The sequence below is a fragment of the Kitasatospora sp. SUK 42 genome (assembly GCF_015776785.2).
Taxonomy (GTDB): domain Bacteria; phylum Actinomycetota; class Actinomycetes; order Streptomycetales; family Streptomycetaceae; genus Kitasatospora.
Window position 1 is genome coordinate 769,635 of sequence record NZ_LFMD02000002.1, and the last position, 17,988, is coordinate 787,622.

General features: G+C 73.2%; 11 protein-coding genes and 1 pseudogene. All 12 read right to left on the bottom strand.

Annotated elements, in window-relative coordinates; translation table 11 throughout:
• Nucleotides 1-147: 147 nt before the first annotated feature.
• The 12 genes and pseudogenes from RZ50_RS03215 to RZ50_RS03270 all read right to left on the bottom strand — a co-directional run bounded on the left by RZ50_RS03215 (nucleotide 148) and on the right by RZ50_RS03270 (nucleotide 17,728).
• Nucleotides 148-3,084: a bifunctional diguanylate cyclase/phosphodiesterase gene (locus RZ50_RS03215; protein WP_254802187.1), complete on the bottom strand. Its 2,937-nt coding sequence runs from the start codon at nucleotides 3,082-3,084 to the stop codon at nucleotides 148-150.
• A gap of 478 nt (nucleotides 3,085-3,562) precedes the next feature.
• Nucleotides 3,563-6,613 (bottom strand): helix-turn-helix transcriptional regulator, encoded by a 3,051-nt coding sequence (locus tag RZ50_RS03220; protein WP_254801965.1) that lies wholly within the window; start codon nucleotides 6,611-6,613, stop codon nucleotides 3,563-3,565.
• 134 nt (nucleotides 6,614-6,747) lie between these two features.
• Nucleotides 6,748-6,906: a hypothetical protein gene (locus RZ50_RS03225; RefSeq protein ID WP_196951349.1), complete on the bottom strand. Its 159-nt coding sequence runs from the start codon at nucleotides 6,904-6,906 to the stop codon at nucleotides 6,748-6,750.
• 235 nt (nucleotides 6,907-7,141) lie between these two features.
• Nucleotides 7,142-8,647 (bottom strand): Asp-tRNA(Asn)/Glu-tRNA(Gln) amidotransferase subunit GatB, encoded by a 1,506-nt coding sequence (gene gatB / locus RZ50_RS03230; protein WP_196951348.1) that lies wholly within the window; start codon nucleotides 8,645-8,647, stop codon nucleotides 7,142-7,144.
• 73 nt (nucleotides 8,648-8,720) lie between these two features.
• Entirely contained in the window at nucleotides 8,721-8,981 is a 261-nt protein-coding gene (locus tag RZ50_RS03235) for a hypothetical protein (RefSeq protein ID WP_196951347.1), read from the bottom strand.
• On the bottom strand, nucleotides 8,978-10,486 hold the full coding sequence (gene gatA, locus RZ50_RS03240; protein ID WP_196951346.1) for an Asp-tRNA(Asn)/Glu-tRNA(Gln) amidotransferase subunit GatA: 1,509 nt from the start codon (nucleotides 10,484-10,486) through the stop codon (nucleotides 8,978-8,980). The genes RZ50_RS03235 and gatA overlap by 4 nt, the downstream gene beginning before the upstream one ends.
• Nucleotides 10,487-10,491: 5 nt before the next feature.
• Nucleotides 10,492-10,788: an Asp-tRNA(Asn)/Glu-tRNA(Gln) amidotransferase subunit GatC gene (gene gatC, locus RZ50_RS03245; RefSeq protein ID WP_030057414.1), complete on the bottom strand. Its 297-nt coding sequence runs from the start codon at nucleotides 10,786-10,788 to the stop codon at nucleotides 10,492-10,494.
• A 436-nt stretch (nucleotides 10,789-11,224) separates the two neighbouring features.
• A pseudogene (locus RZ50_RS03250) lies at nucleotides 11,225-12,712 on the bottom strand (putative bifunctional diguanylate cyclase/phosphodiesterase); the annotation flags it as partial.
• Between the two features lie 387 nt (nucleotides 12,713-13,099).
• The gene (gene ligA / locus RZ50_RS03255; RefSeq protein ID WP_196951357.1) at nucleotides 13,100-15,433 is read right to left on the bottom strand and encodes an NAD-dependent DNA ligase LigA; all 2,334 of its coding nucleotides are present in this window, start codon (nucleotides 15,431-15,433) and stop codon (nucleotides 13,100-13,102) included.
• 22 nt (nucleotides 15,434-15,455) lie between these two features.
• Nucleotides 15,456-16,466 carry a methionine synthase gene (locus RZ50_RS03260; protein ID WP_308271291.1) on the bottom strand — a complete coding sequence of 337 codons (1,011 nt, stop codon included), beginning with the start codon at nucleotides 16,464-16,466 and terminating at the stop codon, nucleotides 15,456-15,458.
• Nucleotides 16,467-16,500: 34 nt separating this feature from the next.
• A complete protein-coding gene (locus RZ50_RS03265) occupies nucleotides 16,501-17,190 on the bottom strand; it encodes an SDR family oxidoreductase (protein ID WP_196951344.1) in 690 nt (229 codons plus the stop codon).
• A 13-nt stretch (nucleotides 17,191-17,203) separates the two neighbouring features.
• On the bottom strand, nucleotides 17,204-17,728 hold the full coding sequence (locus RZ50_RS03270; protein WP_196951343.1) for a TIGR00730 family Rossman fold protein: 525 nt from the start codon (nucleotides 17,726-17,728) through the stop codon (nucleotides 17,204-17,206).
• Nucleotides 17,729-17,988: the final 260 nt, after the last annotated feature.

Here is a 17,988-nt window from a genome sequence, read left to right on the forward strand (position 1 = left end):
AAAACCCCTCGTGCCCAAGGGCATGCGAGGGGTGGCGCGTCGGTCTGTCACGAGCAGGGCGTGTGAGCCCACTCAGCCGACGCGCCCGCCAAGTACGAGAATTCGGGTGCGCATGGCAACGACCATCCTCCCGACCGGGGTGGCGTGTCAAGCAGGTGGGATGACCGTCTCGCCATGCGGACCCGCTCCCGGACCGGCAACGGCCGGGTGTTCGGGCAGGTCGGAGGCCCCGTGGTGATGTACGCCACGTCCTCCGGGGGGCTCCGTCCGGCCACTCGTACGGGCGTCCGCGGCCGATTGGGGGCACCGGGCGGAGAGCGGGCCGAGGGGCGGCCTGGGCAGGGGGTAGTCGCGGCGGGCCAGCGCCCGGCGCAGCCGGATCTCGTCCAGCGGCGGGTCGAAGGCCGAGCCCTGGGCCTGGCGGCAGCCCAGCTCCTGCAGTGCGACGATCTGGCGCGGCAGGTCCACCCCCTCGGCGGCGGTGGCCATCCCGAGGTCGCGGCCGAGCCGCAGCGAGTGCCCGGCGAGGGTGCGGCTGAGCGCGGACTCGCCGAGGTCCTGGACCAGCGAGCGGTCCAGCTTGAGCCCGTCGAAGGGCAGCCGGGCCAGGGCGCCCAGCGAGCCGCTGCCGGCGCCGTAGCCGGCCAGCCAGGTGGAGACGCCGAGCCGGCGCAGGGCGGCCAGTCGGCGGCCGAGTTCGTCGGCGAGCGAGTCCGGCCCCATCCGGGCCACCTCGATCACCAGCTCGCCGGCCGGCAGCCCGCTGTCGCGCAGCGCCGCGGCGACCGCCTCGTACAGGCCGGGCGCGCAGAGCCGCTCGGCGGAGAGCCGGACGGCCACCGGGACCGGCTCCGGCCCGCCCCGGCCGCGGCCGACCGGGTCGCGGCGGGCGACGGCGGCGGCCACCGCCTCGTGGACCAGCCAGCGGGTGAACCGGGCGGCGGCGTCGCCGTGTTCGGCCGAGCGCAGGAACTCGGCCGGGGTGAGCAGCAGCCCGCCCGCCGAGAGCCAGCGGGCCTGCGCCTCGACCCCGGTCACCGCGCCGCTGGAGAGGTCCACCATCGGCTGGTGGAGCAGGGTGAAGCCGCCCTCCCGGACGGCCAGCCGCAGCCGGTCGTCCAGTTCGGTGCGGCGCTCCAGGTCGGCCCGCATCGCGGGGGTGTAGAGCACCACCCGGCCCTTGCCCTCGGACTTGGCCCGGTACATCGCGAGGTCGGCGTTGCGCATCAACTCGTCGGCGCCGGCCCGGGGATCGGCGGCCGGGCCCCGCTCGGGGGTGCCGAAGGCGATGCCGATGCTGGCGGCGACGCCGAGTTCGACGCCGCCGATCCAGTACGGCTGGGAGAGCGCGACCCGCAGCCGTTCGGAGAGCTCCTGGACCTGTAGGCGGCCGAGCGGGCCGCAGACCAGCGCGGCGAACTCGTCGCCGCCGAACCGGGCGACGGTGTCCCCGCAGCGCACGGCGGCCTGGAGCCGGCGGGCGGCCTGCACCAGCAGTTCGTCGCCGACCTGGTGGCCGGCGCTGTCGTTGACCGCCTTGAAGCCGTCCAGGTCGATGAAGAGCACCGCGACCCCGGCCCCCGCCTCGCCCTGCTGGCCGCGGGCGCCGAGGGCGGCGCGCAGCCGCTGGATGAACAGCGCCCGGTTGGGCAGGTCGGTGAGCGGGTCGTGGAAGGCGTTGTGCTGCAACTGGGCCTGGAGCATGACGCGTTCGGTGACGTCCCGGCTGTTGAGCAGCAGGCCGTCACGGTGCCGGCTGACCGTGGACTCGACGTGCAGCCACTCGCCGCCGCCGGAGCTGATCCGGCACTCCACCCGGGCCGAGGGCTCGGCGGTGCCCGGCGCGCGGTGGGCGGCGAGCCGGACCCGCGCGAGGTAGCGGCGGACCTCGGAGAGCACCCGGTCCACGTCCTCCGGGTGGACGAGGTCCAGCAGGTTGCCGCCGACCAGTTGTTCCGGGTCCCGCCCGTAGACGCCGAGCGCGGCCGGGGACACGTACGAGAGCACGCCGTTGGCCCCGGCGATCATGATGACGTCGCTGGAACCCTGCACCAGTGAGCGGAAGTGCGCCTCCTTGTGGGCGAGTTCCTGGGCCAGCGACAGGTTGTCGAGCAGCATCACGCCCTGCCTGAGGATCAGCGCCAGCCCGACGGTGCACGCGGCGGCGGCCACCACCCGGTCCAACTGGAGCCCGCCGAGGGCGTTGTAGAGGATCCCCGCGGTGCACACCGCGGCCGCCGCGTACGGGGTGAGCGCGCTGAAGGTGGTGGCCACCCGGCGCCGCGGCAGCCCGCCGGCCGAGGGGTGCTCGCGCAGCGGACGGCGCCAGCGCGAGGACCACGGCGCCCAGGCGAGCAGCAGGCTGCCGGAGAACCAGCCGGCGTCCAGGAGTTCGCCCGAGTGGTAGCTGCTGCGCAGCTCCGCGGAGGTGAACAGGGCGTCGCACAGCACGGTGACGGCGAGCGCGAGCATCGCGGTGTGCACGGCCGCCCGGTTGCCGTCCCGGCCGCCGAAGCGCAGGCCCACCACCAGGCTGACCAGCAGGATGTCCAGCACCGGGTAGGCCAGGTTGAGGGCCAGCCGCAGCGGCGAGCCGTTCTCCCCCGCCGCGATCCGGCCGAGCGCCAGGCTCCAGCTCAGAGTGAACAGCGAGCCGGCGATCAGCCAGCCGTCGAGCAGCAGGCAGAGCCAGCCGGCCGCCGAGCGCGGGCGCTGGGCGAGCACCAGGACGCCGGTGATGGCGAGCGGGGCGAACATCAGGAAGGCGTACTCGGCGAGCGAGTCCTTCGGCAGCGGGGTGCGCACGACCAGCTCGTACCAGCCCCAGGTGCCGTTGCCGAAGGCGACCATGAGCGAGGAGAGGCCGAACAGCAGCCAGGCCGGGCGGGCGTGCCCGCCGACCGTGCAGCCGTACACCAGGCAGGACAGCGCGGCCGCGAGGGCGGCGGCGGCCAGGCCGAAGTCCCCCATGAAGACGGAGAGTTGGCGCGACCCCCAGCCGGTGGCGGCGCCCAGCGCGTAGGCCAGGCAGAGCCCGCCGAGGGCGAGACCGGGCAGCGTCCGGCTGTCTCTGAGTCGGCTCAGCGGGCCGCGCCGGGCGGGCGCGGGCAGGCCGGCGGTGGACGTGTCGACGGGCGCCGCGCCCGGGCGTCCGGCTCCGGGCAGCACGGTGTCGGTGGAGCTCACTCGGTCTCTCCCCCTCCGGCCCGGGGCCTGGCGCCCCGGCCACGGGCCACCGGCAGCGCACCTCTCAGCCGTACGCGGCGGCCTGGCGCCCCGTCAGGACGGCGGCCCAGGGGGCGGGCGGCCTTCCGGTCACCGCACCACACCGATGTTCCCAAGCGGGACCCTACACCAGATCCGTCACTCAATGACACACACATTCAACTTAGAGTAATGGTCCCGGGGAGGGGAAATGCACCCGATTACACCGGATCGACCCGGTTGGTGGCGGCGCGCGGGCGGGGGCTCACGCAGCGCGCACGGGAGCACGCGGAGGCGCCCGTCCGCCGGGCCCGGACGGGCGCCACGGGGCCCGGTCCGGGGCCTGCGACCAGCGGATTCAGCGGCCCGAGGGGGCCAGGTCCTCGGGGAACAGACGCAGCCGGTGGGCCAGCGCGGCCGCCTCGCCCCGGCCGCCGACCGCGAGCTTGCCCAGGATGTTGGACACGTGCACGCTTGCGGTCTTCGGAGAGATGTACAGCTCCTCGGCGATCTGCCGGTTGGTCCAGCCGCGCGCGAGCAGCCGCAGCACGTCCCGCTCGCGGGGCGTGAGACTGAAGGAGTCCCCGGTTGCTGCCGGGGCCGGCGCCGCCTTGGCGGCCGTCCGTTCGGCCGGGGCGAGGCTCAGCCCGGCCCGCTCGGCCAGCGCGGTGATCTGTGCCCCGAGCGGCCGGTCACCCCGGGCTGTCGCCAGTTCGGCCGCCTCGCGCAGCAGTTCGGCCGCCGCCTCACGCCGCCCGGCCAGCACCTCGGCCTCACCGGCGCGCAGCAGCACGAGCGCCAGCGGATACGGCAGGCCGGTCGGCCGCAGCGCGGTGACCGCCGCCGCCCACTGCTCCGGTGTGTCGGCCGCCTCGGCGCGGGCCAGTTCGGCCTCCAGCAGCCGGGCCCAGCCGTGGTGCAGCGGCACCCGGGGCCGCAGTTCGGCGGCCGCCGCGGCGATCGCGGCCAGCGCCTCGGCCCGGCCCGCCTCGGTCTGCGGCAGGCCCCGGTTGTCCGCCTCCACCCCGGCGGCCTCCACCAGCAGCGGGTAGACGTCCGACTCCTTGCCGAGCCGCCCCTCCTCCGCGAGCGCGGCGAGCAGTTCGGCCCGGGCCTCCAGCGGCCGCCCGCCGCACGCGGCGACCCGTACGGCCAGCCGGCTGATCGGCATGCTGTGCTGGACCTGGCCGGCCCGGTTGGCCGCCCGGGCCTGCGCCAGCATGGTCGCGGCGGTGGGCAGGTCGCCCCGGAGCAGGGCGAGGTCGCCGCGCATCCGGTCCAGGAACTCCGCGTGGGTGCCGCCCAGACTGGTCAGCTCGTCGGCGGCGAGCACCTCGGCGGCCTCCCGCACCCGCCCGAGGTCGGCGAGCGCCTCGACCAGGTTGCCGGTCAGGATGCTGCCGATGTTGCGCAGCAGGCCGTTGCCGTCGGCGAACTCCAGTCCCTCCCGGGCCAGTCGGACGGCCTCCTCGGTCCGGCCCAGCCCGCGCTGCATGCTGGACAGGTTGTTGATGCCGCGCAGCAGGAGGTCCGGCACGCCCAGCCGGCGGGCCCGCTCGACCGCGCCGGCCAGCTCGGCCAACCCGCCCTCGGCGTCGCCCTGCACGTCGTAGCGCAGGTCGCCGAGGGTCATCCGGGCGTGCACCTCGACCGAGTGCGCGCCGACCTGCTCGGCGATCCGGATCGCCCGCTCGGCCAGGTCGACGTGCTCCGGCCCCGGGCTCTTGAGCATCGCGACCCCTGCGGCCAGCGCGAAGACCTCGGCCTGGACGGCGGACGGCGGCAGGTGCTCCACCAGCCGGTGGGCGTGGGCGATCTCCTCGTCGTCCCCGGAGCGGCGCAGATTGCCCAGCAGCCGGGCCCGGTTGATCCGGAACCAGGCCGCGCGCACCGGGTGCTCCGCCTCGTCGACCAGCCGCAGCCCGCGCTTGGCCAGGCTCAGCCCCCGCTCGCGGTCGCCGCAGCGCCGGGCCGCGACCACCGCCTCGGCCAGCACGTCGACCAGCTGGATCCGGTCGCGGTCCGCGTCGGCGGGGCTGTGGTCGCGGGCGCCGGGCGGGTAGGTCTCGGCCCAGTCGTACGGGCGCAGGGTGTGCGCCAGCACGTCCTCGGAGACCATGTCCCACAGCTCCAGGGCGCGTTCCAGCATGCCGAGCTGTTCGGCGAAGGCGTTGCGGCGGCGGGCCTCCCGGGCGGCGTCCAGGGCGGTCGGCAGGGCGCGGGCCGGATCGTGCGCGTGGTACCAGTAGTTGGCCAGCCGGGCGGGCAGCGCGTCGGAGGAGACGAGGTGCGGCTGGGCCTCCACGGCGAGCGCGAACTTGCGGTTGATCCGGTGCCGTTCGCCGGGCAGCAGGTCGTCCGAGACCGCCTCGCGCACCAGTGCGTGCCGGAACCGGTAGCCCTCGCCCTCGCTGTCCGGGCGCAGGATGTTGGCGCCGACGGCCGCCCGCAGCGCCTCGATCAGCGACTCCTCGTCCTCGTTCAGGACGGCGGCCAGCAGGGCGTGTTCGACGTACGAGCCGCCCTCGGCGGCGATCCGCACCACCCGCTGGGCCTCCTCGTCCAGGCCCTCGACCCGCACCAGCAGGATGTCCCGCAGCGAGTCGGTCAGCCCGGCGCCGCAGCCGTCCTGGAAGGCGGTGGCCAGCTCCTCGACGAAGAACGGGTTGCCCTCCGAGCGGCGGTGGATGCGGTCCACCAGCTGGCGGTCGGGGACGGCGGTGCCGAGGATGCCGGCCAGCTGGGCGGCGACCTCCCGGCGGACGAACCGCTCCAGCTCCAGCCGCTGGACGGTGCGCAGCCGTTCCAGCTCGGCCAGGAAGGGACGCAGCGGGTGACGGCGGTGCAGGTCGTCGGTGCGGTAGGTGGCGACCAGCAGCACCCGGGAGCGGTGCAGGGTGCGCACCAGGAAGGCCAGCAGCTCGCGGGTGGAGCGGTCGGACCAGTGCAGGTCCTCGACGGCGAGGACGAGGGTACGCTCCGCGCCGAGCCGTTCGAACAACCTCGCGGTGTGCTCGAACAGCCGGGCCCGGCCGTACTCGTCGTTGGGTTCGCCGTCCGCCTCGCCGAACTCGGGGAGCAGTCGGGCGAGATGGCCCTCGCTGCCGGCCGCGGCGGCCTCCAGTTCGGCGCCCAGCGCGCGGTACAGCCGGCGCAGCGCGGCGGCCAACGGCGCGTACGGCAGGCCCTCGGCACCGACCTCCGGACAGCCGCCCAGGGAGATGACCGCTCCCCCGTCGGCGGCCCGCTGCAGGAACTCCTCCAGCAGCCGGGTCTTGCCGACGCCCGCCTCACCGCCGATCAGGACGGCCTGCGGGCTGCCGGTGCCGGCCCTGCGCAGCGCGTCGGTCAGTTCGGTGATCTCGCTGCCGCGGCCGACGAAGACGGGACTGACCGATATCTGCTGCATGGAGGCGAGCATGCCATAGCGGGAGGCGGCGGAGAGAGGGGTTATCTCGCCCGGCGAACGCCCGGAGGGGGAGGCGCCTTCACGCGGCGCCTCCCCCTCCTGAGCCTGCTCGGCACCACTCGGGTGCCGGTCCGTCAGCATTCGCGCTGCTTCGCGGGACGCCGCTGGAAGCGGGCGGCCACCGGACGCTGCCACAGGCGGCGCGCTTCCTTGGCCTCGCGCACCAGGCGCTCGTGTTCGGCGCGGACGGCAAGCTCGTGGGCCTGCTGCTGGAGGATCTCGTACTCGATCACTTCGACTCCCCTGATGGGTTCCGCTCTGTTTCCCTGACGAGTAAGAGCTTCCTCTCCCAGAGGGGGTGGCCACATCGGGAGCGTGCCCGATGTTTCGAAGGCCGGACGCCTTAGATGAGGCGCCGAAAAAGGTTTAAGGCCCTGCCTCACCTAGTTCTAGAGGTGAGACAGGGCCTTAGGCCTTACTTAGGAGGCCTTAGACGCCTTAGGCGCCTTAGGAAGGCGGGGTTGACGCCTAGGCAGCACCCAGCTTCTCCAGGATCAGATCCTTCACGCGGGCGGCGTCCGCCTGGCCGCGGGTGGCCTTCATGACCGCACCGACCAGCGCGCCCACCGCGGCGATCTTGCCGTCGCGGATCTTGGCGGCGATCGCCTCGTTCTCGGCGATGGCCTGGTCGACGGCGGCCCCCAGCGCGGAGTCGTCGGAGACCACGGCCAGGCCGCGCTTCTCGACGACCTCGTCCGGCTCGCCCTCGCCGGCCAGCACGGCCTCGATGACCTGGCGGGCCAGCTTGTCGTTCAGCTTGCCCTCGGCGACCAGCGCGGCGACCCGGGCGACCTGCGCCGGGGTGATCGGCTGCTCGCTCAGCTCGGTGCCGGTCTCGTTGGCGCGGCGGGCCAGCTCGCCCATCCACCACTTGCGGGCCTGGTCGGCCGGGGCACCGGCCGCGATGGTCTCCTGGATCGGCTCCACCGCACCGGCGTTGAGCACGGCCTGCATGTCCTTGTCGGACAGGCCCCACTCGGCCTGCAGCCGGGCGCGGCGCACCCGCGGCAGCTCCGGCAGCCCGGCGCGCAGCTCCTCGACCCACTCGCGGGCCGGGGCGACCGGCACCAGGTCCGGCTCCGGGAAGTAGCGGTAGTCCTCGGCGTTGTCCTTGATCCGGCCCGAGGTGGTGGTGCCGTCCTCCTCGTGGAAGTGACGGGTCTCCTGGATGATGGTGCCGCCGTCGGTCAGTACGGTGGCGTGCCGCTGGATCTCGAAGCGGGCGGCCCGCTCCACGCTGCGCAGCGAGTTGACGTTCTTCGTCTCCGAGCGGGTGCCGAAGGTCTCGGTGCCGTTGGGGCGCAGCGACAGGTTGACGTCACAGCGCATCTGGCCCTTGTCCATCCGGGCCTCGGAGACGCCCAGCGCCTTGATCAGCTCGCGCAGCTCGGCGACGTACGCCTTGGCGACCTCGGGGGCGCGCTCGCCGGCGCCGACGATCGGCTTGGTGACGATCTCGATCAGCGGGATGCCGGCCCGGTTGTAGTCGAGCAGCGAGTGGGTGGCGCCGTGGATGCGACCGGTGGCGCCGCCGACGTGGCTGGACTTGCCGGTGTCCTCCTCCATGTGGGCGCGCTCGATCTCCACCCGGAAGGTCGAGCCGTCCTCCAGCTGCACGTCGAGGTAGCCGTTGAAGGCGATCGGCTCGTCGTACTGCGAGGTCTGGAAGTTCTTGGGCATGTCCGGGTAGAAGTAGTTCTTCCGCGCGAACCGGCACCACTCGGCGATCTCGCAGTTGAGGGCCAGGCCGATCTTGACGGCCGACTCCACGCCCACCGCGTTGACCACCGGCAGCGAGCCCGGCAGGCCCAGGCAGGTCGGGCAGGTCTGGCTGTTCGGCTCGGCGCCCAGCTCGGTCGAGCACCCGCAGAACATCTTGGTCTTGGTGCCCAGCTCGACGTGGACCTCAAGGCCCATCACCGGGTCGTACGACGCGAGAGCGTCCTCGTAGGAGACCAGGTTCATGACGCTCACAGCGTCCCTTCTCACGTAAAGACTTGGGAGGTACGGGCCCGGCCGCCGCTCGCGCGGGGCCGGGCCAGGGCGCTCAGCCCAGCAGCACGTCGTCGGAGCCGAGCTGGCGCAGCTCGCGCACCAGCAGGGCGGTGCCGGTGATCAGCGCGGCGGCGCCGATCAGGGCGTTGACGAGCTTGAGGGTGTCGCTCTCCTCGCGGGCCTTGCGGACGTCCTTGGCGATGGAGACCGCGCCGAACGCGCTGGTGCCGATGGACAGCCAGAGACCGGGCTTGGAGTGCTTCCACCCCTTCAGCGAGACTGCTTCGGCCTTGGCCTTCTCGATCCTGCTCACAGTGCCGGTACCTCCTCCAGCAGGGTGTGCCCCCACTTTTCGTTGAGTGCGGCCTCGACGGCGCCGCCCACGCGGTACAGGCGGTCGTCCGCCATCGCGGGTGCGATGATCTGCAGGCCGACCGGGAGATTGTCCTCCGGAGCCAGACCCACCGGCAGCGACATCGCCGCGTTGCCCGCCAGGTTGGACGGAATCGTGCACAGATCGGCCAGGTACATCGCCATCGGGTCGTCGGCGCGCTCGCCGATCGGGAAGGCGGTGGTCGGCGTGGTCGGCGAGACCAGCACGTCCACCCCGGCGAAGGCCGTGTCGAAGTCGCGCGAGATGAGCGTGCGGACCTTCTGGGCCGAGCCGTAGTAGGCGTCGTAGTAGCCCGAGGAGAGGGCGTAGGTGCCCAGGATGATGCGGCGCTTGACCTCGTCGCCGAAGCCGGCCTCGCGGGTCAGCGCGGTGACCTCCTCGGCCGAGCGCGAGCCGTTGTCGCCGACCCGAAGGCCGTAGCGCATCGCGTCGAAGCGGGCCAGGTTGGAGGAGCACTCGCTGGGCGCGATCAGGTAGTACGCGGGCAGCGCCAGGGTGAAGGACGGGCAGGAGACCTCGACGACCTCGGCGCCCAGCTCGCGCAGCAGCTCCACCGACTCGTTGAAGCGCTGCATCACGCCGGCCTGGTAGCCCTCGCCGGCGAACTCCTTGACGACGCCGATCCGCATGCCGCGGATGTCGCGCATCTTCGCGGCCTCGACCACGGCCGGGACGGGCGCGTCGATCGAGGTGGAGTCCAGCGGGTCGTGCCCGGCGATGGCCTCGTGCAGCAGCGCCGCGTCCAGCACGGTGCGGGCGCACGGGCCGCCCTGGTCGAGCGAGGACGAGAACGCGACCAGGCCGTAGCGGGACACCGAGCCGTAGGTCGGCTTGACGCCGACGGTGCCGGTGACGGCGCCGGGCTGGCGGATCGAGCCGCCGGTGTCGGTGCCGATCGCCAGCGGGGCCTCGAAGGCGGCCAGCGCGGCGGCCGAACCGCCGCCGGAGCCGCCCGGGATGCGGGTGAGGTCCCACGGGTTGCCGGTCGGGCCGTAGGCGGAGTTCTCGGTGGAGGAGCCCATCGCGAACTCGTCCATGTTGGTCTTGCCGAGGATGACCACGCCGGCGTCCTTGAGACGCGTGGTCAGGGTGGCGTCGTACGGCGGGATCCAGCCTTCGAGCATCTTGGACCCACAGGTGGTCGGGATGCCCTTGGTGGTGAAGACGTCCTTCAGCGCGAGCGGGACACCGGCCAGCGGGCCCAGCTCCTCGCCCTTGGCGCGCTTCTCGTCGACGGCCTTGGCGGCGTTCAGCGCGCCCTCGGTGTCGACGTGCAGGAAGGCGTTGACCTTCTTGTCGACGGCCTCGATGCGGTCCAGGTGCGCCTGCGCGACCTCGACGGCGGAGACCTCGCCCTTGGCGATGGCGCTCGCGGTCTCGGCGGCGCCCCACTTGATGATGGGAGTACGGATCAGGTCGGTCATCTCGGTCAGTCCTCCCCGAGGATCTGCGGCACACGGAAACGCTGCTCCTCGGCGGCGGGGGCGCCGGACAGCGCCTGCTCCGGGGTGAGCGACGGCCGCACCTCGTCCGCGCGCATGACGTTGGTCAGCGGCAGCGGGTGGGAGGTCGGCGGGACGTCCTGTCCGGCGACCTCGGAAACGCGGGCGACCGCGCCGATGATCACGTCGAGCTGCTCGGCGAAGTGGTCCAGCTCTTCGGGCTTCAGCTCAAGACGCGACAGCCGGGCGAGGTGGGCGACCTCCTCGCGCGTGATGCCAGGCATGCAGCGATCCTCAGGGTGAGTTCTGGTGAGGCCCGACGCCGCCTGCCGGCGGTTCCGGGCCCGGGCAGGAGCGGCCGGGTTCGGCGCTCCGTCCTCGTGGTCTTTGAACCCCATCCTATGGGGCGCGACCCGGCCACCGGCCAACGAGTAAGCGCGGCCCCCGCTACTGCGGCCTGGTACGGGCCCAAGTCTGTGCGCCCGGCGCCTTGATCTCCACCGGCGCGGCCGGCACCGGCTGGCCGGCCGGCATGGCCTGGACGGCCTGGACGGTGGGCGGCAGCACGCGTGGGAGCGTCGGCGGCAGCGCCGGCGGGAGGGTCGCGGGCTGGGCGGCCGGCTTGACGGCGGGCTGCTGGGGCACCGGTTTGATGATCGACGGGAGCTTCGGCGGCGCGCCCAGCCGCTCCACCGTCGGGGCCGTGGTCGTGCGGTGCACCCGCAGCCAGGCGGTGGCCTGCTCGGCGGGCAGCGCTGCCGACACCAGCCAGCCCTGGACGGCGTCCACGCCCATGCAGTGCAGCCGCTCCCAGGTCTCGTCGTCCTCGACGCCCTCGGCGACCACGGTCAGGCCGAGGGAGTGGGCGAGCTCCACCGAGCAGCGGACCACCGCCGCGTCGTGGTCGTCGGCGACCATCCGGGAGACGAAGGAGCGGTCGATCTTCAGCTCGCCGACCGGCAGGCTGCGCAGCCGCACCAGCGAGGAGTGGCCGGTGCCGAAGTCGTCCAGGGACATCCCGACGCCGTAGCCGCGCAGCTCGGCGAGGGTGTCGGCGGCCCGTCGGGAGTCGTCCAGCAGCAGCCGCTCGGTGATCTCCAGCTGGAGCGCGTGGGCCGGCACCTGGTGGCGGACGAGGTGCCCGGCCACCCGCTGGGCGAAGCCTGGGTTGAGCACGTCGCGCGGCGAGACGTTGACCGCGACCTGCACCTGGAGGCCCAGGTCGCGCCAGTAGGCGAGCTGGCCGACGGCCGCCTCCAGCACGTAGTCGGTGAGCCGGGGCATCAGGCCGCTGGACTCGGCGAGCCCGACGAACTCGTCCGGCGAGACCCTCCCCTGCCCGGGCCGCTCCCAGCGCAGCAGCGCCTCCAGGCCGACCACCCGGCCGTCGAAGGCCACCTTGGGCTGGTAGTGCAGCTGCACCTCGCCGGTCTCCAGGGCCCGGCGCAGGTCCCCGAGCAGCCCGATCCGGTACGGCGTGTCGGCGTCCTGGGTCTCGTCGTACTGGGCGACGCCGCTGCACTCGCGCTGGGCGTGGCCCATCGCCACGTCGGCGCGGCGCAGCAGCGACTCGGCGTCCTGGGCGTGCTGCGGGTAGACGCAGACACCGGCGGTGGCCTCCAGCACCAGCAGCAGCCCGTCCAGCCGGATCGGCGCGGCGAGCTCGGCGATCAGCGCCTTGGCGACCCGCTCCAGGCTCTCCGGGCAGTTGATGCCGGGCAGCAGGACGGCGAACTCGTCGCCGCCCATCCGGGCCACCATCGGGCGGCCGCGCCGGTAGTGCCGGGGCAGGCCGGCGAAGACGTCGTCGATGGACTCCCGGGTGGCGCTGCCGGCCGGGCCGCCGGAGCGCAGCGCCCGGTGGAGGCGGCGGGCGATGTGAACCAGCAGTCGGTCACCGGCCGTATGACCGAGTGTGTCGTTGAGTGATCGGAATCGATCCAGGTCAAGCAGGATCAGACCGACGCTGTAGCCCTCCTCGCGCTCGGCGATCGCCTCCTGGGCGGCCAGCAGCAAGGCCTGACGGTTGGGCAGGTCCGTCAGCGGGTCGGTCAGCTGGTCGCGGGCGCGGTCCCGGGCGATCCGCCAGGCCGCTACCAGGACGGCCAGCGGCACCGCGAACAGCGGCAGCAGTTCGGGTTCGTACCGGTAGACCAGGACGGCCAGCGGGATGAGCGGCGCCGCACCGGCCAGCAGCACGCCGAGCAGCAGGACCGCACCTGCCACCCCGTGCGGCGGGCGTGTGGGCGCGCCGCCGGTCGTACGATCCATAAGCCCTGTCCTCCGTCGGGCCCGCCCCGTCAGGCCGCCTTACGGTGAGGCACCGTGCCGGTACCGACAGCTGCCGGGCATGGAGCGACCCCGAGGAGCGCCGGCTCAGCCGGTGCCCCCACCCCTGCTGACACTCTGTTGCGCTCCAGGGTATGCCGGGGCCCACCCGGTGGGCAGACTTTCGGACAACCGGAAACGCGCCACCGCGCCCCGGGTGCCACACGGCGACACCATGCCCGGTTTCGCCGGACGACACCCGGTGACATTGCATCAGGACGATAACAACACGGCTCCGCGGAACGGCCGCTCGGGTCGGCCCTCCGGTCAGCCCTCGGCGGGGGTTTCGGCAGGGGTTTCGGCGGGCGCTTCGGCCGGGGTCCCGGCCGGGGCCTTCCGCGGCTCGGCGGCCTCCTCCGGCTCCGGGAGTCCCAGGTGGGCGCGGGCGGCGGCCGGTCCGTCGGCGAGCAGCACGGCGAAGCCCGCGTCGTCCAGGACGGGCAGGCCGAGCTGCACGGCCTTGTCGAACTTGGAGCCAGGATTGTCACCGGCGACCACGAAGTCGGTCTTCTTCGAAACCGAACCGGTCACCTTCGCGCCACGGGAGGTCAGCGCCTCCTTGGCCCCGTCCCGGGTGTGCCCGGCCAGGGTGCCGGTGACCACCACGGTCAGGCCCTCCAGCGGGCGCTCCGCCTCCTCCTCGTCGGCGAACTCCTCGACGAAGCGGACGCCGGCCGCGCGCCACTTCTCCAGGATCTCGCGGTGCCAGTCGACCTGGTACCACTCCCGGATCGAGCGGGCGATCGTCGGACCGACCCCCTCCGCGGCGGCCAGCTCCTCCTCGGTGGCCGAGAAGATCCGGTCCAGGTCACGGAACTCCCGGGCCAGCACCTGCGCGGCGACCGGGCCGACGTGCCGGATGGACAGCCCGTTGAGGTAGCGCCAGAGCGGCCGCTCCTTGGCGTTGTTCAGGTTCTCCAGCAGGAGTCCGGTGGTCTTCTTCGCCGCGCCCGTGGTGGTGGCGAAGAAGAACACCTCCTTCTCCTCCCCGGTGACGTCGTCCAGCTTGGGCATGCCGGTCTTCTGGTCGCGCACCAGCACCTTGATCGGCAGCAGCTGCTCCTCGGTCAGGCCGAAGATGTCGCCCTCGTTCCTCACCGGGGCCTCGGCCGGCTCCAGCGGCTGGGTCAGGGCCGTGGCCGCGACGTAGCCGAGCCCCTCGATGTCCAGGCAGGACCGCCCGCCGAGGAAGGCGATCCGCTCCCGGATCTGGGCCGGGCAGAACTGCGCGTTGGGGCAGCGCAGATCGATGTCCCCCTCGGACATCGGCCGCAGTTCGGTGCCGCACTCCGGGCAGTGCGAGGGCATCACGAAGGCCTGCTCGGTGCCGTCCCGCAGGTCGTAGACCGGGCCGAGGATCTCCGGGATGACGTCACCGGCCTTGCGCAGCACGATGGTGTCGCCGAGCAGCACGTCCTTGACCTTGACGACGTCCTGGTTGTGCAGCGTGGCGTACTGCACCATCGAGCCGGCCACCTTCACCGGCTCGGCCAGCACCGCGTACGGCGTGGCCCGGCCGGTGCGGCCGATGCCGACCTTGATCTCGGCGAGCCTGCCGGTGACCTCCTCCGGCGGGTACTTCCAGGCGATCGCCCAGCGCGGCGACTTGGAGGTGGCGCCGAGCCGGCCCTGCAGGGCGATCTCGTCCACCTTGACGACCACGCCGTCGATCTCGTGCTCGACCGAGTGCCGCTGCTCGCCGAAGTGCTTGATGAAGGCCCGCACCTCGGCGAGGGTCTTCACCACCTTGTTGTGCCGGGCGGTGGGCAGGCCCCAGTCGTGCAGCAGCTGGTAGGCGTGCGACTGGTTGTCGATGTCGAAGCCGACCCGGGCACCGATGCCGTGCACCACCATGTGCAGCGGGCGGGAGGCGGTGACCAGTGGGTCCTTCTGGCGCAGCGAACCGGCGGCGGCGTTGCGCGGGTTCATGAACAGCCGGATCAGCGCCCGGGGCCGCTTGCCCTCCTTGGCGCGCTCCTCGTTCTCCTGTCGCCGGCGCTCGTTCTCCTCCGCGAAGGAGGCGTTGAGCGCGTCGAACGCCTCGGTCGGGAAGTAGACCTCGCCGCGGATCTCGACCAGCTCGGGGATGTTCTCGCCCTTGAGCTGGTGCGGGATCTCCTTGATGGTGCGGACGTTGGCGGTGATGTCCTCGCCGACCCGGCCGTCGCCGCGCGTCGCCGCCTGCACCAACTGACCGTTCTCGTACGTGAGGTTGACGGCCAGGCCGTCCACCTTGAGCTCGCACAGGTAGTGGTAGTCGATGCCGTGCAGTTCGGTGGCGACCCGGTCCGCCCAGGCGGCCAGCTCCTCGTCGTCCATCGCGTTGTCGAGGCTGAGCAGCCGCTCGCGGTGCTCGACCTCGGCGAACAACTCGGTGGGCGCGCCGCCGACCCGCTGCGTCGGCGAGTCCGGGGTGACCAGGGCCGGGTGCTCGGCCTCCAGCCCCTCCAACTCACGCATCAGCGCGTCGAACTCGGCGTCGCTGATGACGGGCGCGTCCTGCTCGTAGTAGCGGGCGCGGTGGTCGGTGATCTCCTGCGCCAGCTCGGCGTGCCGCCTGCGCGCCTCCGCCGGGACGTCCTCCCAGCCCTCGACAGCCACCACCGCAAGCCCTCCTACATTCTCATTCCGGGTTGTCCACCAGGCTCTGTGCCGCCCGCACCGCAAGCGACAGCGCCCTGCGCGCGTACGCCGGGGAGGCCCCGGCCAGCCCACAGGTCGGCGTCACCAGCACGCGGCGGCCCAGCAGCTCCGGGGCGAACCCGAGCCTGCGCCACAAGGTCCTGACACCCTGGACACTACCGGCCGGGTCGGACATCCCCTGGTCAGCGGAGGGGACGACACCCGCGAGGATCTGCGTGCCGTCCTCGATCGCCTCGCCGAGGTCGTCGTCCGAACGCTCGGTGAGGAGGGAGAAGTCGAGGGAGATCCCGGCCGCCCCGGCCCGGCGCAGCAGCGGGATCGGGACGTCCGGGGCGCAGGAGTGCACGACGACGGGCGCGTCCAGGCCCCGGATCAGCTCCCGCAGCACCTCCTCGGCGACCTGCCGGTCGACGGCGCGCAGCCGCTGGAAGCCGCTGGCGGTCTTCACCTGGCCGGCCAGGACGGCGGGCAGCGACGGTTCGTCGAGCTGGAGGACCACCTCCGCGCCCGGCACCCGCTTGCGGACCTCCGCGAGGTGGCGGCGCAGGCCCTCCGTGAGCGAGCCGGCGACGTCCCGGCAGGCGCCGTGGTCGGCGAGCGCCTTCTCGCCGTGCTTCAGCTCGATGTTCGCGGCCAGCGTCCACGGGCCCACGGCCTGGACCTTGAGCGCGCCCTGGTAGCCCTGGGTGAACTCCTCCAGCGCGTCCAGGTCCTCGCCGAGCCAGGAGTGCGCGCGCCGGGTGTCCCGCCCGGGGCGGTCGGCGAACCGCCAGCCGCTGGGCTCGGTCTGCGCGAACAGCTCGACGAGGAGGCCGGCGCTGCGGCCGATCATGTCGGCGCCCGGCCCGCGCGCGGGCAGCTCGGGCAGGAACGGCAGGTGCTCCAGCGCCCCGGTGGAGGTCTTGGCGGCCTCACGGGCGTCGGTGCCGGGCAGCGAGCCGATGCCGGTGGCGGCGCCGCGCAGGTCGGGGAAGGGGTGTGGGGTGCTCACCCGTCCGAGCCTAGTGCGCGGCGCCTCGTGCGTTTCAGCGCCCCGGTCGGACGGTGATGTCGGTGATCTCCGCGTCCCGGGAGGCGTCCAGGGCGGCCAGGACCGTCTTGGCGACGGACTCGGGCTCGATCCAGCGCCCGGCCTCGTACTCCCTGCCCTCCTGCTGGTGCACCTTGGCCTGCATCGCGGTCGCGGTGCGGCCGGGGTACACCGAGGTGACGCGCACGCCGTTCGCGTGCTCCTCCTGGCGCAGCGCGTCGGCGAGCGCCTTGAGGCCGTGCTTGCTCGCCGCGTACGAGCCCCACTCGGCGCTGGCGTGGAGGCCCGCGCCCGAGTTGACGAAGACGACGTGCCCCTTGGCCATCCGGAGGGAGGGCAGCAGCAGCCGGGTCAGCTCGGCGGGGGCGACCAGGTTGACGTTCAGCGTCTCCTGCCACGCCTTGACCGGCAGCTCGCCGACCGCCCCGAGCTCGACCACACCCGCGACGTGCAGCAGCGAGTCGAGGGCGACGGGCAGCGCCTGGTGCCCGAAGGCCCACGACAGCTTGCCGGGGTCGCCGAGGTCGCCCACGAGGGTCTTCGCCCCGGGGAACCGCTCCCGCAGCTCGTTGGCCCGCCGGGCGTCACGGGCGAGCAGCCAGAGCTCGTCCCCGCGCTCGGCGAGCTTCCCGGCCAGGACGGCGCCGATGCCGGAGCCGGCGCCGGTGATCAGATGTGCAGCCATGGTCCCGATCCTCTCAGGCCTTGAGCTGCTCGAACACCTCGGCGGGCGTGTCCGCGAAGGTGATCAGCTCGGAGAGCGGGCTGGGCAGGAAGCCCTCCGTGTCCATCCGCTCCATCTGGGTGCGCAGGCCCGAGTAGAACCCCTCGGTGTCCAGGACGACCACCGGCTTGTCGAACATCCCGTGCTTCTTGAGCTCCAGCACCTCGGTCACCTCGTCCATGGTGCCGAGGCCGCCCACGAGCACGACGATCGCGTCCGCGCGGGCCGCCAACTCCCGCTTCCGCTCGGGCAGATCGGCGGTCATGACGAGCTCGTCGGCGCCGACGTACCCCTTGTGCCTCAGCATCTCGACCAGCACCCCGACGAGCCTCCCGCCCGCCGCCTTCACCTCGTCCGCGAGGAGCCCCATCAGCCCGGCGTTCGAGCCGCCCCACACCAGGGTGTGCCCGCCTTCTCCCAGCAGCCGGGCGAACTCGGCGGCAGGGCCGGTGTAGCGGTCATCGAGCGAGTACGCGGAGCAGAAAACGCAGATATTCATAATGCCCACTGGTCTATCACGCTCAGCCGCCCCCGCTCACCGCCATTACCCGAGTTCGACGACAGGCCCCGGGGCCTGTCTTCAAACTCCCGTCGTCCGCCCGAAGGGCGGGCGGGGCGGCGTTGGGGTGCGTGCATCGCAAGGCGGAGGAGGGAGCCACTGCGGTGGGGGCACCTCCCGACCGAAGGCTGGGGGCCATTGGCGACCGACGACAACGCGGCGAGGTGCGTGCCCCGGCGCCGCCCCGCAGACGCGAGTTT